The organism is Candidatus Pseudothioglobus sp. Uisw_016 (assembly GCF_048087635.1).
GTDB lineage: Bacteria > Pseudomonadota > Gammaproteobacteria > PS1 > Pseudothioglobaceae > Pseudothioglobus.
In genome coordinates, this window is the sequence record NZ_CP159806.1 from 1,155,591 (window position 1) to 1,178,522 (window position 22,932).

Consider the following 22,932-nt stretch of genomic DNA (forward strand, 5'->3'; position numbering starts at 1 on the left):
TTAAACCTAAAGCAAACTAGAGTATAGGTAATCAGCCAAATCAACAGTATCTTTTAGTGGGTTTTTAGTGCAGTAGTTAATGGTTGCTATATATACTAGCTGAGGGTCAGGTAATTTAGGATAGCTCGACGTTTCATAATTTCTTCCAGTGTAGTAGCCACTAAACCAAAACATAATCATGTTTTTAACGTCAGCATTTTCTTCTTCTACCAGCTTATTTACTGTTTCGCACTTCATATAGCCAACTGCTGAGTATGAATAACCTGTGCCTACAATTAAAAAATTCCCAAATACAAGCGCCAAGATAACTAGAAATTTTTTCATTGATATTCCTAACTCAAGAAATTAATAATACTAATGTACCCTTTCAACTGCAATTGCAACACCCATGCCGCCGCCAATACACATAGTAGCAAGGCCTTTATCTAATTTATCACGCTCCATGCCATGAAGTAAAGTCACCAAAATTCTTGCCCCAGAAGCGCCAATTGGATGGCCTAAAGAAATTGATCCACCTGTTACATTCACTTTAGACTTATCCCAACCTAATGAGTCATTAACAGACATTGCTTGCGCTGCAAAAGCCTCATTAGCCTCAATTCGATCAAGCTCAGAAGCTTTCCATCCAGCTTTTTCAAGACATTTAGTGCTTGCCGGAATTGGACCCGTTCCCATGATAGATGGATCAACCCCAGCACTAGAGTATGAAACAATTCTTGCCATAGGCTCTAGTTTTAGCTCTTGCGCCTTAGATGCACTCATGACCATAACTGCTGCTGCGCCATCATTAATACCTGATGCATTGCCGGCTGTTACAGTCCCATCTTTTGCAAATGCTGGAGGTAGATTAGCTAAAGAATCGATACTTGAAGAGTGCCTAGGAAATTCATCACTATCAAAAATAATGTCATCGCCTCTTCGCTGTGGAATAGATATTGGGGTTATCTCATCTCGAAACAAGTCAGATTTTTGAGCAGCTTCTGTTTTTTGTTGTGACTCTAAAGCAAACTCATCTTGAGATTGTCTTGAATAGTCAAACTTGGTTGCAATATTTTCTGCAGTAACGCCCATATGGCAATCATTAAATGCACACCATAAACCATCTACAACCATAGTGTCAATCATCGCCCACGGACCCATTTTTTTACCTTCTCTTGATTTTGGAAGAACATGACTTGAAAGACTCATACTTTCTTGACCACCAGCAATAACTATTTCAGCATCACCGCAAGCAATTGCTTGAAATGCTAACTGTACTGCTTTTAATCCACTACCACAAACTTTGTTAATTGTCATAGATGGGGTTTGATAAGGAAGCCCTGCCTCAATTGCAGCCTGTCTGGCTGGATTTTGGCCACTTCCAGCTGTCAAAACTTGTCCCAAGATAACTTCATCAATTTGATCTTTATTGACACCAGTTTTTTTTAATAATGAAGCTATTACTTCAGCACCTAATTTATGTGCTGGAATTGAAGAAAGAGAGCCGCCAAATGATCCTAGAGCAGTTCTTGTAGCTGCAACGATAACAATTTCATGATTCATAATAATTACCTTTCCTTAAAAAAAACTTCCAATAATTATAAAGCTTAATAAAAATTAACTACTTTGCTTTTTTTATTTATTCTTGCTTTCTGTTTTTCTTTGAAAAAGGTTTTATTAGCAATGTACACCTTTTTATGGACTTCACAGTAAACAATAGACTTATCCTTGTTTGTTAATTTTGTTATTTTAACTATTTCAAATTCATTTAGCTCTTTCGCTTTTTTCTTAATTTCTTCAAGCTCCTCTAGGCTGTAAATAAAGTCAGCATAAAGATCCTCTTTTGCAGGCCTTCTAAAGAAAATTTCAGCTGCCTTATCCCAAACCACATAATCATCTCCAATAAGATTCATTAACTGAGTCATTGGAAATGGATCAACAGCGGAAAACATACTCCCACCAAAAATAGTATTTACATAGTTTGCATTTTTATAGCTAAAAGGAAGTTTGATTTGTATTTTAAGAAAGTCTTCAGAAATATATATAACCTTTGCAGAAGTTCTTCTATACATTGGAGATAAATTGAAACCAAATTTCAATACTTTTGGCTTACTAATAAATCTTGCGGCTAGTTCTGCAATTTTTTTATATGTAATCATTATATTAAGTTATAAAAACAAAAAAGACATCCGAAGATGCCTTAGTTATATAAATTGGCTCCCCGACCTGGGCTCGAACCAGGGACACACGGATTAACAGTCCGTTGCTCTACCAACTGAGCTATCAGGGAATAGCGTGAGATTATAACGAGCTATGAATTTTGAGTCAATCAAATCTTTACTTTTATAGCCTCAACTTGGCGATTTATTTTTTAACTTATTTTATTGAATTCTTTAGAGCCTCTCCAAACTCAGAACAAGATAGTAAAGTAGCTCCATCTATAAGCCTCTCTAAGTCATATGTAACCGTTCTTTTTTGAATTGTTGTAGCCATTGCATGAAGTATCAAATCAGCAGCCTCTATCCACCCCATATGTCTAAGCATCATCTCTGCAGATAAAATCATAGACCCAGGATTCACCTTGTTTTGACCCGCGTATTTAGGAGCAGTACCATGAGTAGCCTCAAAAACTGAAATATCATCAGAGAGGTTCGCTCCTGGAGCAATACCAATACCACCGACCTGAGCTGCTAAAGCATCAGATATATAGTCACCATTAAGATTTAAAGTTGCGATAACTGAATACTCATCAGGTCTTAAAAGTATTTGCTGGAGAAACGCATCAGCAATTGAGTCTTTAATAATAATTTCTTTACCCGTATTTGGATTAGAAAAGCTACACCAAGGGCCACCATCAATTTCTTTTGCACCAAACTCATCTTTAGCAAGCTGATAAGCACAATCTCTAAATAACCCCTCTGTAAACTTCATAATATTGCCTTTATGGACAATTGTCACAGAAGGCTTATCATTATCAATTGCGTACTGAATAGCGGCTCTTACGAGCCTTGAAGTTCCCTCTATTGATACAGGCTTGATACCGATACCAGATGTTTCAGGAAAACGAATTTTAGTTGCACCCATTTCTTTTTGAAGAAACTCAATTACTTTCTTTACTTCCTTTGATCCTTGTGGAAATTCTATGCCCGCATAGATGTCCTCAGAGTTCTCTCTAAAGATTACCATATCAATCTTTTCAGGCGACTTAACTGGTGATGGAGTCCCATCAAAATACTGAACAGGGCGAAGACAAATATAGAGATCTAAAATCTGCCTTATTGCAACATTAAGTGATCTCATACCACCCCCAACTGGAGTCGTTAATGGTCCTTTTATATTAACTACAAATTCTTTAATTGCATCCACTGTCTCCTCTGGCAAGTACTCACCATAGATGCCGTCTGCTTTTTCACCTGCAAAAATCTCCATCCACTGAATCTCTCTTTCGCCGTTATATGCTTTTTTGACAACAGCATCAACAACATCGAGCATTACAGGAGTAATATCAACACCAATTCCATCACCCTCTATATATGTAACGATTGGCTTATTAGGAACAACGAGTACGTTATCCTTTATTGAGATTGCCTCTCCAGCAGTTGGAACTGTGATATTTTGATAGGTCATTAAGATTTTTTTGTTTAGAATTTAAGACGCATTATTATACCGTCTTCTTTCTGACTTGGGTGTTTTGAGTGATTCATATAGTAATTTTTTCTTAGTGAAATCTCCTCAAATCCATGTTTCAAGTAAAAAGCGATTGCGGTTTTATTACTTGCTCTTACCTCTAATATAAGCTGACTAATCATTCTATCTTTGAGCTCTTTAATAAGATAATGAAGTAGTTTATTGCCATACCCTTTTCTTTGACAAGCTTTATGGATACTAATATTTAAGATATCAGCAGTATCGAGTGCAGGCATAGCCATCAAGAAACCAATAATTTGATTTTTAATACTAATTGAGTAGCATAAATTAGCTGGATTTAGAATACTCTCAATAAGCTGGTTTTTAGACCAAGGATTATGAGAGTTTTGTTGCTCTATTGGTACTATAGAGTCGATATCATCACGACTAAGTCTGTTATAGGAAATACTGATAAGCTTTATTGTCAGTTTCGTTTTTGTAGTAATACCCGAGCTCATCAAACTTTGCCTCTAGCTCTTTGATATTCTCGACCTGAAGTCCAATTAAAACCCTTCCATAGTCCGCACCATGATTGCGATAATGAAAAAGAGAGATATTCCATTCTGTCTTAACTTTTTTAAGAAAACTTAAAAGTGCTCCTGGTCGCTCTGGAAATTCAAATCTGTAGATAACCTCGTTTTCCGCATTAGCATGACCACCAACCATATATCTGATGTGTGTTATTGCCATAGAATTATCACTCATATCAAATACTTCAAAAGAGTTACTTAGTCTCGCAATAAGTGCTTGTTTTTCAGATTCACCTTTAGTTAGCTTGACGCCTACAAAAATATGCGCTTCTTTCTTTGCAGAATATCGATAATTAAACTCAGTAACTGCATTGTTATCTAATAACTCACAAAATCTTAAAAAGCTACCTGGCTCTTCGGGAATAGTAACTGCAACTATAGCCTCATTAACTTCACCTAAGTCAGCTCTTTCAGAAATATACCTAAGTCTATCAAAGTTGACATTAGAACCAGATACAATTGAAACAATATTCTTATTTTTAAGGCCATGCTCTAGGATATATTTTTTAACGCCTGCTGTTGCAAGAGCTCCTGCGGGCTCTGAGATTGAACGAACGTCCTCATAGATATCTTTAATAGCGGCGCACATTTCATCGTTGCTAACCAAAATGACATCATCAACGCATTCTTTTGCAATCTCAAATGGAAGTTCACCAATTTGTTTGACAGCAACGCCATCAGCAAAACGTCCAACATCCTCAAGCACAACTCTTTCATTAGCCTCTAATGCTTTAAAAAGGGTCGGTGAGTCAACTGGCTCCACTCCGATTACTTTAATGTGGGGAGCATAATGCTTAATATAGCTTGCCATTCCCGAGATAAGTCCACCACCGCCAACAGGGGAGAAGACATAGTCTATTTGATCAAGCTGAGCTAAGATTTCTTTTGCAACAGTTGCCTGCCCTGCAATAACCTCAAAATCATCATAAGGACTTATAAAACATAAATCTTTCTCAGATACTAGCTTTTTAGCATGGACAAATGCATCATCATAGACATCTCCATAAAGAATAACTTCTGCACCTAATTCTTGAACTGCCCGAACTTTAATTTGTGGGGTGCTAGTAGGCATAACGATTGTTGCCTTTATGCTTAATTTGCTCGCGCCAAGGGCAACTCCTTGCGCGTGATTTCCAGCAGATGAGGCGATAACGCCTTTGGCTTTTTGCTCATTACTCATTGAGCTCATTTTTTGATAAGCACCACGAAGTTTAAATGAGTGAATAATCTGATCATCTTCTCGTTTTAAGTAAACTTGGTTATCAAATTTTTTACTCAATTGCGTTGCAATTGATAGAGGCGACACTGTGGCAACTTCATATACAGAACTGTTGTCAGCCAACTTAACGATTGCACTCATAGAGCTCCTTTATATAATCTACGCTTACCAATGTATGAGTGGTTGGCGTTCCATTTACTATCTGAAAAGGTTGATCGTCTTCACCTAAATGGTCAAGAACAACCAAAGCACCCTTAAAGTTTTTAGTATTAGTATACTCGCTAAGAGTAATTACTGTCTTTAGACCTGCAGAATTCGCTGACTGAAAACCAATTTCTGAGTCCTCAATAACAACACATTCGCTGCATTCTAAATTCATTTTATCAAGAACATAATCATAAATATCAGAAGCTGGCTTTTTTTTATCAACAATATCGCCAGCTGCTACAATTTCAAAATTTTTTAAAGCACCCTTTCCAAGAGTTGACTCTAGAATCTCCTTAACATTATTAAATGAGGTTGTAGTTGCTATTGCTAACTTCAAGTTATGGTTAAGAGCATCGATAATAAGCCTTTCAACGCCAATCCGAAGTGAAATAAAACCTGCAGATATTTTGTTAATAAAAATCTCAGTTTTTTTATTATGGATATTTACGATATCACTCTCGCTTAATGGCCATTTTAGTTTTGGATTATAGTTATTAATATAGAAAGACAATCTTTCTTTACCTCCACTTACTATTAACGGTGTCGCATATAAAGCGCTATCCCAATACCAATCTAGCTCATAAAAATCAAAAGCCTCATTAAACGCTTTAAGGTGACCATCATGCTCTGTATTAGCAATAGTTCCATCCACATCAAATATTATTGCTTTAAGTGTCATAATAAATATAATTAAATAGGCCAATTTGAAAAAAAATCATTGCTATTTTAAGCAATTTTTGGTAAAAACTACCTTTTTTTACAAACTAACTCAAATGACTTCAGAACCAAACTTTGATGAAATACCAGCCTACATTCCAAAAAAGAAGGAAGATTTTATGTCAACTGGTCAGCTTGAGCACTTTATCCATAAGCTTAATGTCTGGAGAGAGCAATTAGTTTACGAAGCTGAAACCACTATTAATCATATTCAAGAAGATTCTGCTCCTGTTGCTGACATTAATGACAGGGCTACTATTGAAGAAGAGTTTGCACTTGAGTTAAGAACTAGGGATCGTGAAGAAAACTTATCAATAAAATTGATAAGACACTTCATTTGATTGATACTGGTGACTATGGATACTGCAAAACTTGTGGTATCGAAATTGCCCTCAATCGCTTAGAGGCTCGCCCAACTGCTGATCAATGTATTGACTGCAAGACAGTAGCAGAAAGAAAAGAAATTTAGTAAATCTTTAGAAGTGCTGATATGATTTACCCTGGCCATCATAGCCTTTAATTTTTAGTTTCTTTGAGTCATTAACAACCCCTATCTTTGTAACTCTTATTTTACAAATTTCAGCTATTTTCATTATTTCTGAATTTAAACTCTCAGGTGCTGTAAAGCATAATTCATAGTCATCGCCTCCGCAAACTACTAATGACCAATCATCATTATCTGCAATATAATTAGCCATTGATTGGCTTAAGGGGAGTTTTTGAACATCAATCATGGCCCCGACTCTTGAAGCTTTTATAATATGAGATAAATCTTGCTCAAGTCCATCAGATATATCGATACATGAGCTTGCTATTCCCTTTATAGCGATACCAAGTTCAAGTCTTGGTATTGGCTTATTAAGCCTTATCATTTCTGCTTTATGAGGCTTTTCACCCTCATTAATTTTTTTTAAACAGAATGCAGCATCGCCAATCTCACCTGAAACATATATGTTGTCACCGCTTATAGCACCTGATCTCTTAATCGCTTTTGATTTTTCAACAACTCCAATCATAGTAATAGTTATATTAAGAGCACCTCTAGTAGTATCACCTCCAATTAAGCTCAAATTATATTTTTTAGATGACTCTTTGAGAGACTTAGAAAAATGCTCCAACCAAGTCTCATCTAATTTAGGAAGAGTTATTGCAAGTGTGAAGTATTTTGCTGTCGCGCCCATTGCAGCAATATCACTTAAATTAACTGCTAATGATTTATAAGCTATGTCTTCAGGAGATGTATCTTTAAAAAAGTGAACGCCTTCTGAAAGTGTATCTGTTGTAGTAACTAATTGATAGCCTAAATCAAGATCAAAAATAGCAGCATCATCTCCAATGCCTAATTCAATAGTAGGGTCAGATAATGGCCAATTAAAGTAATTTTGTATTAATTCAAACTCATTCATATCTTTAATTACTTAGAGCCTCTAAGTGGGCTTCAATGCACTCTGAAAGCGCCTGAAGATCATAACCACCTTCAAGAAAAGAAATGACTCTTCCATTACAATGTCGTTTGGCAATTTCTACAATATTTTGCGTCAAAGTGTAATAATCTTCAGACTCTAAGTTGATGCTCGCTAAAGGATCTTTTTTGTGGGCATCGAAGCCAGCAGAAATGAGTATTATTTCAGGCTCAAATAAAGCAACATTTTTTAAAATTTTAGTTTCAAATATTTCCATAAACTTATCTCTAGTAGTATCTGAAGATATTGGTGCATTAAATATATTACCTACTCCAGTCTCAGTCTCTGCTCCTGTTCCAGGAAATAAAGGGTGCTGATGAATTGAGCCATAAAAAATACTTTTATCATTATAAAAAATTTCCTGTGTACCGTTGCCATGGTGCACGTCAAAATCAATAATCGCAATTTTATTGATATTAAATTTACTCTGTAAATACCTAGCAGTAACAGCCGCGTTGTTTATAAAGCAGAACCCGTTTGCTCTTGATGTTTCTGCGTGATGACCGGGTGGACGAACTGCACAAAAGAGTCTTTTTGTTTGCCCACTCATCAATTCATTGGCTGACTCAATGCCTGCTCCACAAGCTCTTAATATTGCCTCTTTGCTTTTAGGGCAAAGAATAGTATCAGCATAAGGCTCTTTTTCTACACCAACAAGCCCAGAGATTGGAACCATTGAAAGCAAGTCGTCAATATAAGATTGGGGATGAACAAGATTTATAGTTTTAAAGTCTGCCAATGGCGAGTCTTTAAAAGATATATTAAGTTGGCTAATACCTTTAATTGAATCAAGTATTACTTCTAAGCGCTCTTTTCTCTCAGGATGATTTTCACCATTATCTTTTGCTATACAGTCTATATGTGAGAAAACAATTATATCTTCCATTCAAGAATTACATATATGCATTTTCTTTATGTGAGTGATCAGTTGCATCAAGAACAGCAGATATTTCTGGATATAAGCCTTTAAGTTGTTTTTCAACCCCATCTTTAAGAGTCATGTTTACTGAACTACATCCTTGACAGCCCCCTCCAAAATTCAAAATCACTTCTTTTTTCTCAGTGATTTCAACAAGGTCAACAAAGCCTCCATGTGATGCTAAGCTTGGATTCACTTCAGTCACGATAGTAAACAGAACCTTTTCCTCAAGAGGGGCATCATCTTTAGGTGCTTCGCCTTTGGCATTAGGAGCAGTGATAGTAAGTTTTTTATTAGTACCATCTAACTTCAAAGCAACATGGGAGTCACTTAAAAATTGATTATTAGATTCATCAATAAAAGCACTAAAACCCACAAAAGGAAATACATTATAAGTGTCAGGGAGATCGCTCTTGATACAGAAGTTAAATGTTACCGTTGCAACCGGAGTACCAGCTTTTTCAACGTCAACTTTTAAGCCAAGATCTTTTTCATCTTGTTGCTCAAAAAGGTCTGCAACATAAATTTCTGCTTCTTCAGTAATACTAAACATTTGGCCTCCTAAAGACAATATTATCAATTAGTCGAGTTTCACCCAACCTTATAGCAGATATTATAATAATTTCTGAAGTGTTAGTCGCGATTTGTGTAAGGTTATTCGCATTTAGAATTTCAAGATATTCTACTTCAAAGTTAACTCTTAACTCAGATAGAGTTTTTTCCATAACAAATTCAATAGAATCTCCCTGCTCTATAGCCATTTTTGCATTAATAAGTTGCAGATAAAAAAGGGGCGCCTTCTGTCGCTCCTTGCTACCTAGATATTTATTTCTAGTGCTCATTGCCAGGCCATCAATCTCTCTTTGAGTAGAAACTGACTCTATCAAAACATTTAAATTATTATTTTCAACAAGAGATTTGATAATTAAGAGCTGTTGATAATCTTTTTCGCCAAAAACAGAATAATTAGGATTTACAATATCAAATAAGCGATTTACGACTTGCGCCACTCCATTGAAATGTGTTGGTCTAGAGGCGCCACAGAGCAATCCTCCCATTTCACCCACATCATAATTTGACAAGGTTCCATTTGGATATATTTCTTTTTTTGAGGGAATAAATAAGGCGTCTACACTCTGACCCTCTAAAAGAAGCTTGTCATCAGAGAAAGTCTTGGGATATGAGTCAAAATCTTCATCTTTAGCAAACTGTGTAGGGTTGACAAAAACACTTATAACAACAACATCTGCCAAAGATTGGGCTTTTTCAACTAACCTCAAGTGCCCATCATGAAGACCTCCCATGGTTGGGACTAGGGCAACTTTTTCATTACTACTTCGACAGCTATCTAAAAAAACCTGAAGATCGCCTGACCTTTCAAAAATTTTCATTAATAACTCTCACTTTTATTAGGAAAACTTCCTTCTTTTACCTCCGAAACAAAGGCTTTAATCGCTGAAGATATACTACTTTCTGAGCTTAAAAAATTACGAACAAATCTTGGCTGCCTACCAAGTGTTATGCCTAACATATCATAACTAACCAAAACCTGGCCATCGCAATCCTTTCCAGCTCCAATACCAATTGTAGGTATTTTTAGCTTTTTAGTTATCAACTTTGCTAAATTACTTGGAATGCACTCAAGCACTAAAATACTTACACCTATAGATTCGAGCAACTTTGCATTATCTAGAATTGATTTAGCATCAGCCTCATCTCGACCTTGAACTTTATACCCACTTGAGTCAACAACTAATTGTGGCTGAAGGCCAAGATGGCCACAGACTCTAATATTATTGGAAACTAGGGCATTAATGACATCTATATTTTCAACTCCGCCCTCTAACTTGACCATATGTGCGCCATTATCAATCAATTCTTTTGCGTTGACTAAAGCAGTTTTCGGATCATCATAACTATGAAAAGGCATATCTGCGATTACTAAAGATTGATTACAAGCTTTTGCAACAATTGCAGAATGGTAAAGCATGTCATTCATAGAAACTGAGCGCGTATTTTCAGAGCCCTGAATAACCATTCCAAGAGAGTCGCCAATTAAAATAATATCAACGCCTGCATTATCAATAAGCTTAGCCATAGAAGCATCGTATGCAGTTAGGCATGTAATTTTTTGACCATTGTCTTTGAATACACTTAACTCAAAATGTTTCATAGTTTTTTCACATCTAACTTATTAATTCTATCTAGTAGACTTATTATTGGCCCTAATAAAGGCATTTTAATTTTAGGCTCTATTTCAAATAAAGGCACTAAAACAAAGGCCCTATGTATTGCTTCTGGATGAGGTATAGACAACCTTTTGTTTGAAATAACCTGCTCTCCATAAAGAAGTATATCTAAATCAATCGTTCTTGACCCCCATTTTAACTCTCTTACTCTTTGCTGATTATCTTCAATTTCTTGGCAAAGATTTAATAAACTAATAGCACTCAGTTTAGTTTCAATCTTACATACTGCATTGATATAGTTTGGACCAGGAATATCTAAAAGAGGCTTGGACTCATAATAACTTGATGCATTAATAAGTTCAGTCTCATTATTATCATTCAAAGAATCAAGGGCTCTTTTTATTTGAGCTTTTGGATCCTTTAAATTTGAACCTAAGCCAATATAAGCTAACAATGAACTAGTGTCCCTATATTTTCTCCTTGGTATATTCTTGTTAAAACGCTCTCTTCTCTTCCCCAAGCTATATTAGAAAATGTTTTAGATTTTGCGGCTTGCTTTGCTGCCATAACTTTTGAATACATTCCTCCAGAACCTAAAATACCCCCAGTTTTTCCAGCAACTCGCTCTAATTTTTCATCATCAAAATGAATTTCTTTTATTAAGTTGGCATTCTTATTTACTCGAGGATCGTCATCGAAAACACCATGCTGATCTGTCAATATAATTAATCTTTCGGCATTCAAAAGATTTGCTACAAGGGCCGCCAACGTATCATTATCGCCAAATTTTATTTCTTCAGTTGCAACTGTATCGTTTTCATTGATTACTGGCACTGCGCCAAACTCAAGTAAATTATCTAAAGTTGCAGAGATATTTTCGAAATGTTTTTTATTAATTAGGTTATCTTGAGTCAAGAGCACCTGAGCTGTCTGGACTTTATGTTTTGCAAATAGATATTCATAAGCCTGGACTAACCCCATTTGACCAACAGCGGCAGCTGCCTGAAGTTTATGAATATCAGTTGGTTTGTCTTTCCAGCCAAGTCGTTTCATGCCTTCAACAATTGAGCCACTAGAAACCAAAACAACATCAATGTTATGAGATTGCAGTTCAACAATTTGCTCAACCCATTCAAAGATTAGATCTTTATCAATCCCTTTTCCATTATTAGTTAAGAGGGCGGATCCAATCTTTACGACCCAGCACTTATTCTTCTTCATCTTTCTCTTCAATAAGGCCATACAAACCAAAAACTAAGGACTTGCAGCCCATACCATTTAAAGCAGATATGTTAAACGCATTACCTTTATATTTGACTGTTTTAAGAAAATCTTTAATTATCTTATCTCTTTTATCTTCTTGAATAAGGTCAATTTTATTAATAGCTAATAATCTCGGTTTTTCAAAAAGCTCGTCATCAAATTTTTTTAACTCGGCCTCAATAGTTAAATAGTTACTGGCAGGATCCGAGCCATCCGCTGGCAAGATATCAATCACGTGAAGAAGCGCTTTTGCCCTTGAAAGATGTTTAAGAAATTCAAACCCAAGACCAACACCTTCACTTGCTTTTTCAAGTAAACCAGGAATATCAGCCATAACAAAGTGATTATTACCAGCCTTTACAACACCAAGATTTGGGTGGAGGGTTGTAAAAGGATAATCAGCTACCTTTGGTCGTGCCCCAGAAATTTGCCTAATTAAGCTCGATTTTCCAGCATTTGGCATACCCAAAAGTCCAACATCTGCCATTACATTAAGTTCTAATCCAATCTCTCTAACCTCTCCAGGCGTTCCTGGGGAAGTTTGCCTTGGCGCACGATTAATTGAAGATTTAAAACGAGCATTACCTAGCCCATGAAAGCCTCCTTTTGCAACCAAAAGATCTTGCTTATGAAGTGTAATTTCGCCAATTACTTCATCCGTTGAGAGGTCAATTATTTTTGTTCCAAGTGGGACTTCGACGTACATATCAATAGCTGACTTCCCTCTTCGGTCACTTCCCTCTCCAGGTAGGCCATTTTTAGCTCTATATAAACGGTTATAACGAAATTCGCTTAAAGTATTAAGTCCCTCTTGACCACGGAAATAAATACTACCACCATCACCGCCATCACCGCCATCTGGACCGCCATCTGGAATATATTTTTCACGGCGAAAGCTAAGGCAACCTCTGCCACCTTTGCCAGCTTCAACCATCACACTTGCAGAGTCAACAAATCTCATAATTTATACAATTAATAATTTAATTAATAGCTTGCACCAAAAAATGAATCAATCTAAAGCAAAATAGATGCAATAGAAGTTAAGTGATAAAGCTATAATATCAATCAATTATTATACCTTTTTTCTTATCTAAAGCCCTCTTCAAGATAAGCAAAAGTATTTCATTTGAATTATTTAATCATAGACTTTGTCTTACTGTTATTTATGAAAATAAAAGCTCAATTAAAAAAATATAACGAAACAGTCAAATGAATAGATTTATATATACAGTTTTAATTATTCTAAGTTTGCCATTTGCTCTTTTAAGGATCCTATTAAGAGATGCTAAAAACTCTAAATGGATCCGTAAACTAAAAAATCAATTAGGCTTTGTACCTAAAATTTCAGGCAAGATTATTTGGTTACATTGCGTATCTGTTGGAGAGTTTAATGCAGCCAAACCTCTAATCGACAAGATATTTATTAAATTTCCTCTTCATCAAATTGTGATCTCAACCACAACCATTACCGGATCTGAGGCTGTTGAAAAGCACTATAAGAGCCAAGTCATTCATTGTTTTTTTCCTTTTGACGTTCCCTTTATAGTTAGCTCATTTCTAAAAAAAATTAAACCTGTTGCTTGTATTCTTTTAGAAACAGAAATTTGGCCAAACTTAATTACTAAACTTAAAGATAAAAATATTCCTGTAATGCTTGTTAATGCAAGATTATCAAAAAAGTCTTTTAAAAAATATAACAAATTCTCCTCTAAGTTAGTTTGTACAACCCTAAATAGCTTAAGCATAATATGTTCTCAGAATGAAAGTTCATCAAGACGCTTCATCTCACTTGGTGCTAGTAATAATATTATTACTACCGGAAGCTTAAAGTTTGATTCCAACGAACCTAATAATTCAAAAACTATTCAAACATTAAAAAATATAACTGGAGATCGCAAAATTGTTATTTTTGCCAGCACAAGAAAGGGTGAAGAGTTACAAATAATCAAAAGCTATCTCGCCCTTAAAAGTAAATTCAATGCACTTCTTTTAATGGTACCAAGGCACCCAGAAAGATTTAATGAAGTTTTTAATATGGCTAACGAAACTGGTCTTAATGTTAAAAGAAGATCATTAGCTGGTCATTGTGAGCAAGATACAGACATACTAATTGGAGATAGTATGGGTGAGATGATGTCTTATTTAAACATAAGTGATATAGCATTTATTGGCGGAAGCCTGACAAATAATGGTGGTCAAAATATGCTTGAAGCTGCATCACTTGCCAAGCCTATTATTTTTGGTCCAAGTGTATATAACTTTGAAGAAATCTCGAAGAGGCTTTTAGATGATGGATCTGCTATACAAGTAAGCAACGCTGAAGAATTAATGAAAACTATTTCTGAACTGCTTTTAGATGACGAAAAGAGAAGACTAATTGGAGAAAGTGCTAAAACTACTTTTGAAAATAATCGCGGCGCAACGACTAAAATATTTAAAGCAATCGCAACGCATATTAAAGATATTTAAATAAGACCTTAAGCACCCTCTTTCATATAAATTTCACTATCATTATCTAAGAATTCTTCAGACTTTTTATCCATTTCGATTTGAATTTCCTGAATTTTTTTAACTTCTTTCGCATCCAACCCTTTAATATCTTGAGAAATCTTCATAGAACAAAACTTAGGTCCACACATCGAACAAAAGTGCGCAGTTTTTGCAGCTTGTTTTGGAAGGGTTTCGTCATGAAAACTTCGAGCAGTATCGGGATCTAAACCAAGATTAAATTGATCTTCCCACCTAAATTCAAAACGAGCTTTTGAAAGAGCATTATCTCTGATTTGAGCCCCAGGATGCCCCTTGGCTAAATCGGCAGCATGTGCTGCAATTTTATAAGTAATAATTCCAGTTTTCACATCATCTTGATTTGGAAGCCCTAAGTGTTCTTTAGGAGTGACATAACAAAGCATTGCACAGCCATACCAGCCAATTTGAGCAGCTCCAATAGCTGAAGTAATATGATCATAACCAGGAGCTATATCAGTAGTAAGGGGGCCAAGTGTATAGAAAGGTGCTTCTCCACACTCTTCCAGCTGTTTTTCCATATTGTCTTTAATCATATGCATTGGCACATGACCAGGACCCTCAATAAAGGTTTGAACATCATGCTTCCAAGCTATTTTTGTTAATTCACCTAAGGTCTCAAGTTCGCCAAACTGGGCAGCATCATTAGCATCTGCAATCGAGCCAGGTCTTAGGCCATCACCTAAAGAAAAGGTCACGTCATAGGCCTTCATGATTTCACAGATATCTTCAAAATGCGTATAAAGAAAACTCTCAGTATGATGCGCAAGACACCACTTAGCCATAATTGATCCACCTCTTGATACAATCCCTGTAACTCTATTCATAGTTAGAGGGACATACTTAAGACGCACGCCAGCATGGATAGTAAAGTAGTCAACCCCCTGCTCTGCTTGCTCAATTAGAGTATCTCTAAACACTTCCCAAGTTAAGTCTTCAGCAACTCCTTTAACTTTTTCAAGAGCCTGATAGATAGGAACAGTTCCAACAGGAACAGGCGAATTACGAATAATCCACTCGCGAGTTTCATGAATATTTTTTCCGGTAGAAAGATCCATAATAGTGTCAGAGCCCCATCGAACTCCCCAAACCATCTTTCCTACCTCTTCATCAATTGAAGAGCCTAGAGCTGAATTACCAATGTTTCCATTAATCTTAACTAGAAAGTTTCTACCAACAATCATGGGCTCCGTTTCTGGATGATTAATATTATTAGGAATAATTGCACGACCTCTAGCAACCTCATCTCTTACAAATTCTGGGGTAATAATTTTAGGAGTTGCAGCTCCAAAGCTTTCGCCTTTGTGTTGACCAACTTGATCTTTATACTCCTGCCAAAGACAATTTTCTCGAATAGCAATGTATTCCATTTCTGGGGTAATAATGCCTTTCCTAGCATAGTGCATCTGAGTAACATTTTTTCCTTTCTTTGCCTTTCTTGGAGCTTTTAAATGTTCAAATCGAAGCTCATCAAGTTTTTTATTACCAAGTCTCTCGTTTGCAAATTTCGAGCTAACACCATCAAGAATCTCGGTGTCATCACGCTCTTCTATCCATTTTGAACGGAGTGACTCAAGCCCCTCTCGATAACTGATCGTTTTACTAGGATCTGTATAAGGCCCAGAAGTATCATAAACGTGAATTGGATCATTTTTTTCTGCAAGATCACCAATTGTATCTGTAAGTTTGATTTGCCTCATTGGAACTCTAATATCGTCACGTGAACCCTTGACATAAACCTTGGTTGAGTTAGGAAAAGGCTTAATAAATGCCTCATTAATACTTGATAGACTAGTAAGTGTTTCGGATGATTGCTTCATTATTGTATAATTTAGTTAATGTAACTTGAGAAAAGAAAATGTCCATTTTAACTCATCGACCAAGAAGAATGAGGAAACACGAATTTAATCGTTCATTAATTCGTGAGAACTCATTGAATGTAACGGATCTTATATATCCTTTATTCATTATTGAGGGTGAAAATAAAAAAGAAAAAATTGATTCAATGCCTGGAATTGAAAGACTTAGTATCGATCAATTATTGATTGAGGTCAAAGAAATTGTTGATTTAAAAATTCAAGCGATTGCTTTGTTTCCAGTAATTTCTAATAATAAAAAGACGCTCGAAGCTGAAGAATCTTATAACCCTGATGGACTTATTCAAAAGGCGGTTAGAGCACTTAAAAGAAACTTTCCAGAACTTGCAGTTATTACAGATGTGGCATTAGACCCTTTTACCAGTCATGGCCTAGATGGCGTTATTGATAGTAATGGATACGTTCTTAATGATGAAACTGTAAACATTTTAGTTAAACAAGCATTGTCCCATGCTCAAGCTGGAGCAGATATTGTTGCTCCTTCTGACATGATGGATGGGAGAATTGGAGCGATTCGTTTTGCGTTAGAAGATCAAGGCTATATTCACACAAATATACTTGCATACTCTGCCAAATATGCTTCTTCGTTTTATGGTCCATTTAGGGATGCTGTAGGTTCTGCAGGAAATCTGGGTAAATCTGATAAAAAAACTTTCCAGATGGATCCTGGAAATTCTGATGAAGCAATCCGTGAAGTTGAGCTTGATATTTCAGAAGGAGCTGACATGGTTATGATTAAGCCAGGCCTACCTTATCTTGATATAGTCTCTAAGGTAAAACAAACCTTTGGTGTACCAACTTTCGCTTATCATGTTAGTGGGGAGTATGCAATGCTTAAAGCGGCTAGTCAAAATAAATGGATTGATGAAAAATCAACAGTGCTCGAGACGCTTATTTGCTTTAAAAGAGCTGGGGCAGATGCTATATTGACTTATTATGCCAAAGATGCTGCCAAATGGATTAATGAGTAGTTATAAGAATTTAACTATTTAAACCCACTATATATTTTGATCTTATAAGATAAAAAAAGCTAATGAACCAAAAAAATATATTTTATTTGTTCTCACTAATTGCAATATTTTTTATTGGTCACTACTATTCACAATTCAATATATCACCAGTAAAACCTGAGATTATTATTATCAATAATGATGATGAAGTCAAAAAACAAAAGTCTAATATCCTAAGTCTTCAGCTTCAACTTGAAGAGCTTAATAATCAACTTATATTTTCACTTGATGAACTAAAAATAACCTCTCAAAAACTCAACCTTTCTTTAAGCAAAATTCAAGTTCTTGAGGGACAGTTAAATTCAACTAAAAATGCATTCAATCTAAGTGATTTATCGCTTAAAGTTAGTAACGCTAAAATTTTAGAAAATGAGAAAACTTTAAAAGAGTTTAAAAAAGCATTGTCAGATGCCAAGCTGGATATTGAACTAATTAAATTTGACCTTGAAATTGCAGAAGCCAATCTTCTAGCAAACTAAGAAATTAATTTATATTTTTAAGAATAATATTTAGCTATTTGAGATAGATCTTCACGTGGAGTTCTATAACTATTAATTACTTCAGTTTTATCTTCATAGCCAATCGCCATTCCGCAAAGAACAATCTTATCCTTATAGTGTGGAAATTCCTCTCTAACAATCTCAGGATACTCACCAAGAGCAGCTTGCGGACAGGTTGCTAATCCATGCTCGACTGCTGAAAGCATAATAGACTGGATAAACATGCCATAATCCATATAAGAGCCCTTCTCCATCGACTTATCAATAAAAAAAAGTAGGATAATAGGGGCGTTGAATGCCTGATAATTTAACGCCCATTGATCAAGCTGTCTTTGCTTATCTTCTCTCTTAATATCTAACGTTGAATACATTAATAAACCGCACTCTTTTCTTCTTTGCTTATACTCACCCAACCACTCAACAGGGTAGTACTTATAATCCATAGCGCCTTTCTTACCACCTCGAAAGGCTTTTTCAAGCTTACTACATAGTCTATCTTTACTCTCACCTGTTACAACAGCGACTTGCCAGGGCTGAGTATTTACCCCAGATGGAGCTGTTTTTGCTTGATTAATAATTTCATTAATAACACTGATAGAAACATCTTTATCTAAAAATGCTCTTGTTGATTTTCGTTCAGCTAAAGCGGTTTTTACATCCATCAGTCACTCCATTATGTGAGATATAATTATCAAATCCAAAAATTTGAATAAATTTGCCCTAAATAGCTCTAGGCTTGGCATAAAGAACTATTATATTTCCAAATATTATTAATATAACGCCAATTAATCCTGTCCAACTCCAAACATAATCTTCAAATAAAGTTGACAGAAGTAAAGCAATCGTTGGAGTAAAAATATTGACATACGAAGCTTTATCAGCACCAATATTTCCTACAAGTTTTAGATAGACACCAAACCCAATTGCTGAGGCCACTAAAGATAAATAAATGAGAGATGTGACATAACTATAGCTGGTATCAAAGCTAAAGCTAATATCACTAAAAGATATATAAGTAACAAGGATAAGTGATCCATATAGCATACTGAAAGCATTACTTTGAATTAGGGGGATTTTTCTGGCTTGCATTTGACCAGAGAGTAGCATCCCAATTGACGCAAAGAAAGTTGCAAGAAGCATCCAAAGAAAACCCTTTACAATCCCTGAATCTAATGACCACTCAGCGCTACTTATCTCATTTGAAAATATAATTGATAACCCTGCAATACCAATTATTGCTCCAAATAATATGGGGAATCTAATTGGTTTTTTAAAAAAAATAAAACCATTAAAAACAGTAAATAAAGTAAGCGTTGAAAAAATAAGGCAAACCACTCCAGTTGTTAAATAGGAGGTGCCAAAGTAGGCGCAAATATAATTAATACAAAATAGAAAAAATCCTAATAAAAGCCAGTTTACGTGTTCTCGCCAAGGATAAGAAAGCTTTAGACCTCGAGCTAAGCACCAAATAAATAGCAAAAGGGATGCAAGCAAAAAACGCCATACTATTGAAACCTGTGGAGCCACATCACCCAACTGAAAACTTATAGCAAACCAGGATGAGCCCCATGCAAGGAGAACTATAATGTATAGGAATGCATTCATGTTTTATCGATTTATAGCAAGGTATGAAAAGACTATTGGACTCTATTTTTAATCAAATCATCGACAACACCGGGTTCAGATAATGTTGATGTATCTCCGAGCTCTGCATAGTCATCTTCTGCAATTTTCCTCAGGATACGTCTCATAATTTTTCCGGACCTTGTCTTTGGAAGGCCTTGTGCAAATTGAATTTTATCTACCGTTGCGATTGGGCCTATTTCTTTTCTAACTAAAGCTACTAGATCTTTTTTAAGCTCCTCAGTGCCGGTAACACCTGTCATTAAAGAGACATAAGCATAAATGCCTTGGCCTTTTATATCATGTGGCATACCAACTACTGCGGACTCGCTTACATCACTATGAAGAACTAAGGCAGATTCAATTTCAGCCGTACCTAGTCGGTGCCCAGATATATTTAAAACATCATCAACTCTTCCAGTAATCCAATAATAACCATCAGAGTCTCGCTTTACTCCATCTCCTGCAAAATATTTACCTGGGTATGTCGTAAAGTAAGCCTCCATAAATCGCTCATGGTTGTTATATAAAGTCCTCATTTGACCTGGCCAAGATCTTGCTATAACAAGAACACCTGATGCCTCACCCTCTAAAAGCTCTCCACTCTCACTAAGAACTTGTGGCTCTATACCAAAGAACGGCATAGTTGCAGAGCCTGGTTTTAGAGCTGTTGCAAAGGGCATTGGTGTAATCATATGGCCACCTGTTTCTGTCTGCCACCAGGTATCGACAACTGGACATCTCTCCTCGCCAACAATACTATAATACCACTCCCAAGCTTCAGGATTAATCGGCTCCCCAACAGTTCCTAAAATTTTTAAACTAGCCCTAGAGGTTTTTTGAACATGCTCATTTCCAGCACCCATCAAAGCCCTTATAGCAGTCGGCGCTGTGTAAAAAATATTTACTTTATGTTTATCGATTACCTGCCAAAATCTTGAGGCATCTGGGTAATTAGGAACGCCCTCAAACATCAAAGTAGTTGCTCCATTAGCTAGCGGTCCATAGACTATATATGAGTGACCAGTAACCCACCCAACATCAGCAGTGCACCAGTAAATATCGCCCTCTTGATAATCAAAAGTATATTTATGAGTCATTGCAGCGTATAGTAAATACCCTCCAGAGGTATGAAGAACGCCCTTTGGTTTTCCAGTTGAGCCAGAAGTATAAAGAATAAATAAAGGGGTTTCAGCGTCAAACATCTCGCAAGGAAATTCTGGTGAAGCATTTTCGACTAGCTGATGATACCAAACATCTCTATCACCCCAAGTAACTTCTCCACCTGTCCTTTTTACAACAACAATATGTTCAACACAGTCACACTCTTTCGTTGCAATATCCACATTGGCTTTTAAAGGGATTGATTTGCCTCCACGAACTCCCTCATCAGAAGTAATTACTAGCTTGCACTCACTATCAAGAATTCGATCTCTCAAAGCATCTGGTGAAAATCCTCCAAAAACTACTGAATGAATCGCGCCAAGCCTTGCGCATGCAAGCATGGCAATGGTGGCTTCAATGATCATAGGCATATACAAACAAATACGATCGCCTTTTACAACACCTAAATCCTTCATTCCGTTGGCAAATTTACAAACTTTTTCGTGTAGATCTTTATAGGTTATTGATTCACTTGAATTAGGATCATCTCCCTCCCAAATAATTGCAACCTGGTCAGCTCGTTCGGGCAGATGACGATCTAAACAGTTATATGACACATTTAAAGTTGCACCCTCAAACCAAGCAATTTTTCCTTTAGAAAAATCAACATCCGAGACTCTTTCCCATTTCTTTTCCCAGTCAATAAATTTGTCAGCCTGTTCAGCCCAAAACTCATCTGGGTTTGAAATAGAATAATCATACATAGACTGATAACTCTCAGCATTGATTAATGGCTCTCTATTGCTTTGCATAATTGGATATTGCATTTAATTTCCCCAATGTTCAATTTGTTAAAAAAACCATGTTACCAAAGTCAATGATTATAAAAATAGTTAAATATATTGAATTGGGCAAAAAAAAATGACGCAGTGCGTCATTTTTTATTAACTCTTAGAAGTCTTATTTATTCATCAACCTCTTTAACTGCTAGATCATCAGATTCAGCTTCTGAATCTAACTTTACATCTGAAAGCTCCGCTGCAACTTCCTTTGCCTTGGCTTCTTGAGCAAGTCTATCATGAGCATTAAGCTCTTCTTCCATTGCATACTCTTCAGTCAAAATTGAGGCATCAATCAAACCAGCTTCAATTTCTCGTAGAGCTACTACTGTAGGCTTATCTTTACCAACATCTAAAGTTGATCTAAACCCACCAGAATTTAACTGGTGCGCTCGCTTTGCAGCAACTAAAACTAATTCAAATCTATTCTCTACCTTATCTAAACATTCCTCTACTGTTACTCTTGCCATAATCTTAGTTAACCTATTTTGATCAGATGATAAAATAAGGCAATTTTACTTTAATATGCCTAACATGGAAAGACTTATTGTACTTGATACTGAGACTACTGGAATTCGACCAGAAGAGGGGCATCGCATCATTGAAGTTGGAGCAGTTCAAATATTAAATAGAGAAATAACAAACACTGAATTTCACAAGTATGTTCAACCTAATAAGCCAGTTGGAGACTCAGTTAATATCCATGGCATTACAGATAAATTCTTAATAAATAAACCCCAATTTGATAAAATTTCTAATGACTTACTATCTTTTATTAAAGGGGCAACTTTAATCATTCATAACGCGCCATTTGATCTAGGATTTTTGAATAATGAATTAAAAATAAATGGTATTGACAAAAAAATAGAAGATATTTGTCAAATCATAGATACCCTAGAACTATCTAAAGAGCAGCGTCCAGGCACTATGCACAATCTAGATGCATTATGTAGACGTTTCGGAGTTGATACAAGTGCTAGAACAAGGCATGGAGCTTTACTAGATGCACAGATTCTCGCTCAAGTCTATCTTGCAATGACTGGAGGGCAATCAATATTATTTCAAGAAAGCTCAAACATTGAATCCCAGATAAGCGATCCAGCAATTATCAAAAATAATATTGCCAATAAAGACAATATCAAAGTTATCTACGCAAATAAAAAGGAAACTGACCTTCACGATAACTACTTTAAATAACAAGTAAATAGTGCAAATAAAATAGATTAAATATGGCTCAAAATAGGCATTGACTAACAATCCTATCACAGTATAATTACTCA

The 22,932-nt window shown here is 35.9% G+C and carries 24 protein-coding genes, 1 tRNA gene and 1 pseudogene; 5 read left to right on the plus strand and 21 right to left on the minus strand.

The window, feature by feature from the left end; translation table 11 throughout:
• Window positions 1-6: 6 nt before the first annotated feature.
• The 8 genes from ABXT69_RS05825 to ABXT69_RS05860 all read right to left on the minus strand — a co-directional run bounded on the left by ABXT69_RS05825 (window position 7) and on the right by ABXT69_RS05860 (window position 6,301).
• Complete coding sequence (locus tag ABXT69_RS05825) at window positions 7-324, minus strand: hypothetical protein (protein ID WP_416677289.1); 318 nt, start codon at window positions 322-324, stop codon at window positions 7-9.
• Window positions 325-354: 30 nt separating this feature from the next.
• On the minus strand, window positions 355-1,542 hold the full coding sequence (locus ABXT69_RS05830) for an acetyl-CoA C-acetyltransferase (RefSeq protein WP_416677291.1): 1,188 nt from the start codon (window positions 1,540-1,542) through the stop codon (window positions 355-357).
• 44 nt (window positions 1,543-1,586) lie between these two features.
• On the minus strand, window positions 1,587-2,138 hold the full coding sequence (locus ABXT69_RS05835; protein WP_416677294.1) for a PaaI family thioesterase: 552 nt from the start codon (window positions 2,136-2,138) through the stop codon (window positions 1,587-1,589).
• A 55-nt stretch (window positions 2,139-2,193) separates the two neighbouring features.
• Window positions 2,194-2,269: transfer RNA gene (locus tag ABXT69_RS05840), tRNA-Asn, on the minus strand.
• Window positions 2,270-2,355: 86 nt separating this feature from the next.
• Window positions 2,356-3,606: an NADP-dependent isocitrate dehydrogenase gene (icd, locus tag ABXT69_RS05845; RefSeq protein ID WP_416677296.1), complete on the minus strand. Its 1,251-nt coding sequence runs from the start codon at window positions 3,604-3,606 to the stop codon at window positions 2,356-2,358.
• Window positions 3,607-3,620: 14 nt separating this feature from the next.
• Window positions 3,621-4,124 (minus strand): ribosomal protein S18-alanine N-acetyltransferase, encoded by a 504-nt coding sequence (gene rimI, locus ABXT69_RS05850; protein ID WP_416677298.1) that lies wholly within the window; start codon window positions 4,122-4,124, stop codon window positions 3,621-3,623.
• Complete coding sequence (ilvA, locus tag ABXT69_RS05855) at window positions 4,063-5,556, minus strand: threonine ammonia-lyase, biosynthetic (RefSeq protein WP_416677300.1); 1,494 nt, start codon at window positions 5,554-5,556, stop codon at window positions 4,063-4,065. The genes rimI and ilvA overlap by 62 nt, the downstream gene beginning before the upstream one ends.
• On the minus strand, window positions 5,540-6,301 hold the full coding sequence (locus ABXT69_RS05860; RefSeq protein WP_416677301.1) for an HAD-IA family hydrolase: 762 nt from the start codon (window positions 6,299-6,301) through the stop codon (window positions 5,540-5,542). Before ABXT69_RS05860 ends, ilvA begins: the two co-directional genes overlap by 17 nt.
• Window positions 6,302-6,395: 94 nt before the next feature.
• On the opposite strand from ABXT69_RS05860, the pseudogene dksA reads away from it, so the two are divergent.
• Window positions 6,396-6,808: pseudogene (dksA, locus tag ABXT69_RS05865) on the plus strand (RNA polymerase-binding protein DksA).
• A 7-nt stretch (window positions 6,809-6,815) separates the two neighbouring features.
• On the opposite strand, the gene thiL reads toward dksA, so the two are convergent.
• Genes thiL through cgtA form a run of 8 tightly spaced genes read right to left on the minus strand, consistent with a single transcriptional unit; the run spans window position 6,816 to window position 13,134 of the window.
• Window positions 6,816-7,745 carry a thiamine-phosphate kinase gene (thiL, locus tag ABXT69_RS05870; protein WP_416677302.1) on the minus strand — a complete coding sequence of 310 codons (930 nt, stop codon included), beginning with the start codon at window positions 7,743-7,745 and terminating at the stop codon, window positions 6,816-6,818.
• Between the two features lie 4 nt (window positions 7,746-7,749).
• Complete coding sequence (locus ABXT69_RS05875) at window positions 7,750-8,688, minus strand: histone deacetylase family protein (protein WP_416677303.1); 939 nt, start codon at window positions 8,686-8,688, stop codon at window positions 7,750-7,752.
• 7 nt (window positions 8,689-8,695) lie between these two features.
• A complete protein-coding gene (locus tag ABXT69_RS05880; RefSeq protein WP_416677304.1) occupies window positions 8,696-9,274 on the minus strand; it encodes an NfuA family Fe-S biogenesis protein in 579 nt (192 codons plus the stop codon).
• Window positions 9,267-10,112: a pantoate--beta-alanine ligase gene (gene panC / locus ABXT69_RS05885; protein WP_416677306.1), complete on the minus strand. Its 846-nt coding sequence runs from the start codon at window positions 10,110-10,112 to the stop codon at window positions 9,267-9,269. The genes ABXT69_RS05880 and panC overlap by 8 nt, the downstream gene beginning before the upstream one ends.
• On the minus strand, window positions 10,112-10,894 hold the full coding sequence (gene panB, locus ABXT69_RS05890) for a 3-methyl-2-oxobutanoate hydroxymethyltransferase (RefSeq protein ID WP_416677307.1): 783 nt from the start codon (window positions 10,892-10,894) through the stop codon (window positions 10,112-10,114). The genes panC and panB overlap by 1 nt, the downstream gene beginning before the upstream one ends.
• Window positions 10,891-11,364, minus strand: a complete 474-nt coding sequence (gene folK / locus ABXT69_RS05895; RefSeq protein WP_416677308.1) for a 2-amino-4-hydroxy-6-hydroxymethyldihydropteridine diphosphokinase — start codon at window positions 11,362-11,364, stop codon at window positions 10,891-10,893. Before folK ends, panB begins: the two co-directional genes overlap by 4 nt.
• Window positions 11,358-12,131 (minus strand): glutamate 5-kinase, encoded by a 774-nt coding sequence (gene proB / locus ABXT69_RS05900; RefSeq protein WP_416677309.1) that lies wholly within the window; start codon window positions 12,129-12,131, stop codon window positions 11,358-11,360. The genes folK and proB overlap by 7 nt, the downstream gene beginning before the upstream one ends.
• Complete coding sequence (cgtA, locus tag ABXT69_RS05905) at window positions 12,118-13,134, minus strand: Obg family GTPase CgtA (RefSeq protein ID WP_416677311.1); 1,017 nt, start codon at window positions 13,132-13,134, stop codon at window positions 12,118-12,120. The genes proB and cgtA overlap by 14 nt, the downstream gene beginning before the upstream one ends.
• A gap of 248 nt (window positions 13,135-13,382) precedes the next feature.
• Between cgtA and ABXT69_RS05910 the strand changes: the two genes are divergently transcribed.
• Window positions 13,383-14,642 carry a 3-deoxy-D-manno-octulosonic acid transferase gene (locus tag ABXT69_RS05910; protein WP_416677313.1) on the plus strand — a complete coding sequence of 420 codons (1,260 nt, stop codon included), beginning with the start codon at window positions 13,383-13,385 and terminating at the stop codon, window positions 14,640-14,642.
• An 8-nt stretch (window positions 14,643-14,650) separates the two neighbouring features.
• Here ABXT69_RS05910 and thiC read toward each other — a convergent pair whose 3' ends face one another.
• Window positions 14,651-16,519: a phosphomethylpyrimidine synthase ThiC gene (gene thiC, locus ABXT69_RS05915; protein ID WP_416677315.1), complete on the minus strand. Its 1,869-nt coding sequence runs from the start codon at window positions 16,517-16,519 to the stop codon at window positions 14,651-14,653.
• Between the two features lie 38 nt (window positions 16,520-16,557).
• Here thiC and hemB point away from each other — a divergent pair, with 38 nt between their 5' ends.
• Both hemB and ABXT69_RS05925 read left to right on the plus strand, forming a co-directional pair.
• On the plus strand, window positions 16,558-17,547 hold the full coding sequence (hemB, locus tag ABXT69_RS05920; protein ID WP_416677317.1) for a porphobilinogen synthase: 990 nt from the start codon (window positions 16,558-16,560) through the stop codon (window positions 17,545-17,547).
• A gap of 62 nt (window positions 17,548-17,609) precedes the next feature.
• Window positions 17,610-18,065 (plus strand): hypothetical protein, encoded by a 456-nt coding sequence (locus ABXT69_RS05925; RefSeq protein WP_416677319.1) that lies wholly within the window; start codon window positions 17,610-17,612, stop codon window positions 18,063-18,065.
• A gap of 17 nt (window positions 18,066-18,082) precedes the next feature.
• Here the strand turns inward: ABXT69_RS05925 and ABXT69_RS05930 are convergent, their stop codons facing one another.
• The 4 genes from ABXT69_RS05930 to rpoZ all read right to left on the minus strand — a co-directional run bounded on the left by ABXT69_RS05930 (window position 18,083) and on the right by rpoZ (window position 22,122).
• Window positions 18,083-18,748 carry a nitroreductase gene (locus ABXT69_RS05930; protein WP_416677320.1) on the minus strand — a complete coding sequence of 222 codons (666 nt, stop codon included), beginning with the start codon at window positions 18,746-18,748 and terminating at the stop codon, window positions 18,083-18,085.
• Window positions 18,749-18,806: 58 nt separating this feature from the next.
• Complete coding sequence (locus ABXT69_RS05935; RefSeq protein WP_416677322.1) at window positions 18,807-19,691, minus strand: DMT family transporter; 885 nt, start codon at window positions 19,689-19,691, stop codon at window positions 18,807-18,809.
• Between the two features lie 32 nt (window positions 19,692-19,723).
• Window positions 19,724-21,640 (minus strand): acetate--CoA ligase, encoded by a 1,917-nt coding sequence (acs, locus tag ABXT69_RS05940; RefSeq protein ID WP_416677325.1) that lies wholly within the window; start codon window positions 21,638-21,640, stop codon window positions 19,724-19,726.
• A gap of 137 nt (window positions 21,641-21,777) precedes the next feature.
• A complete protein-coding gene (gene rpoZ, locus ABXT69_RS05945) occupies window positions 21,778-22,122 on the minus strand; it encodes a DNA-directed RNA polymerase subunit omega (protein ID WP_416677327.1) in 345 nt (114 codons plus the stop codon).
• Between the two features lie 55 nt (window positions 22,123-22,177).
• On the opposite strand from rpoZ, the gene dnaQ reads away from it, so the two are divergent.
• Window positions 22,178-22,849, plus strand: a complete 672-nt coding sequence (gene dnaQ / locus ABXT69_RS05950) for a DNA polymerase III subunit epsilon (protein ID WP_416677328.1) — start codon at window positions 22,178-22,180, stop codon at window positions 22,847-22,849.
• Window positions 22,850-22,932 lie beyond the last annotated feature (83 nt).

What these genes read in the sequence shown, in the direction of transcription:
- dnaQ (WP_416677328.1), top strand. Translation starts at nt 22,178, where the DNA reads ATGCCTAACATGGAAAGACTTATTGTACTTGATACTGAGACTACTGGA.
- ABXT69_RS05860 (WP_416677301.1), bottom strand. Translation starts at nt 6,301, where the DNA reads ATGACACTTAAAGCAATAATATTTGATGTGGATGGAACTATTGCTAAT.
- rpoZ (WP_416677327.1), bottom strand. Translation starts at nt 22,122, where the DNA reads ATGGCAAGAGTAACAGTAGAGGAATGTTTAGATAAGGTAGAGAATAGA.
- ABXT69_RS05935 (WP_416677322.1), bottom strand. Translation starts at nt 19,691, where the DNA reads ATGAATGCATTCCTATACATTATAGTTCTCCTTGCATGGGGCTCATCC.
- ilvA (WP_416677300.1), bottom strand. Translation starts at nt 5,556, where the DNA reads ATGAGTGCAATCGTTAAGTTGGCTGACAACAGTTCTGTATATGAAGTT.
- ABXT69_RS05830 (WP_416677291.1), bottom strand. Translation starts at nt 1,542, where the DNA reads ATGAATCATGAAATTGTTATCGTTGCAGCTACAAGAACTGCTCTAGGA.
- ABXT69_RS05925 (WP_416677319.1), top strand. Translation starts at nt 17,610, where the DNA reads ATGAACCAAAAAAATATATTTTATTTGTTCTCACTAATTGCAATATTT.
- acs (WP_416677325.1), bottom strand. Translation starts at nt 21,640, where the DNA reads ATGCAATATCCAATTATGCAAAGCAATAGAGAGCCATTAATCAATGCT.
- thiL (WP_416677302.1), bottom strand. Translation starts at nt 7,745, where the DNA reads ATGAATGAGTTTGAATTAATACAAAATTACTTTAATTGGCCATTATCT.
- ABXT69_RS05835 (WP_416677294.1), bottom strand. Translation starts at nt 2,138, where the DNA reads ATGATTACATATAAAAAAATTGCAGAACTAGCCGCAAGATTTATTAGT.
- rimI (WP_416677298.1), bottom strand. Translation starts at nt 4,124, where the DNA reads ATGAGCTCGGGTATTACTACAAAAACGAAACTGACAATAAAGCTTATC.
- panB (WP_416677307.1), bottom strand. Translation starts at nt 10,894, where the DNA reads ATGAAACATTTTGAGTTAAGTGTATTCAAAGACAATGGTCAAAAAATT.
- panC (WP_416677306.1), bottom strand. Translation starts at nt 10,112, where the DNA reads ATGAAAATTTTTGAAAGGTCAGGCGATCTTCAGGTTTTTTTAGATAGC.
- hemB (WP_416677317.1), top strand. Translation starts at nt 16,558, where the DNA reads ATGTCCATTTTAACTCATCGACCAAGAAGAATGAGGAAACACGAATTT.
- ABXT69_RS05910 (WP_416677313.1), top strand. Translation starts at nt 13,383, where the DNA reads ATGAATAGATTTATATATACAGTTTTAATTATTCTAAGTTTGCCATTT.
- proB (WP_416677309.1), bottom strand. Translation starts at nt 12,131, where the DNA reads ATGAAGAAGAATAAGTGCTGGGTCGTAAAGATTGGATCCGCCCTCTTA.
- ABXT69_RS05880 (WP_416677304.1), bottom strand. Translation starts at nt 9,274, where the DNA reads ATGTTTAGTATTACTGAAGAAGCAGAAATTTATGTTGCAGACCTTTTT.
- thiC (WP_416677315.1), bottom strand. Translation starts at nt 16,519, where the DNA reads ATGAAGCAATCATCCGAAACACTTACTAGTCTATCAAGTATTAATGAG.
- ABXT69_RS05825 (WP_416677289.1), bottom strand. Translation starts at nt 324, where the DNA reads ATGAAAAAATTTCTAGTTATCTTGGCGCTTGTATTTGGGAATTTTTTA.
- icd (WP_416677296.1), bottom strand. Translation starts at nt 3,606, where the DNA reads ATGACCTATCAAAATATCACAGTTCCAACTGCTGGAGAGGCAATCTCA.
- ABXT69_RS05930 (WP_416677320.1), bottom strand. Translation starts at nt 18,748, where the DNA reads ATGGATGTAAAAACCGCTTTAGCTGAACGAAAATCAACAAGAGCATTT.
- ABXT69_RS05875 (WP_416677303.1), bottom strand. Translation starts at nt 8,688, where the DNA reads ATGGAAGATATAATTGTTTTCTCACATATAGACTGTATAGCAAAAGAT.
- cgtA (WP_416677311.1), bottom strand. Translation starts at nt 13,134, where the DNA reads ATGAGATTTGTTGACTCTGCAAGTGTGATGGTTGAAGCTGGCAAAGGT.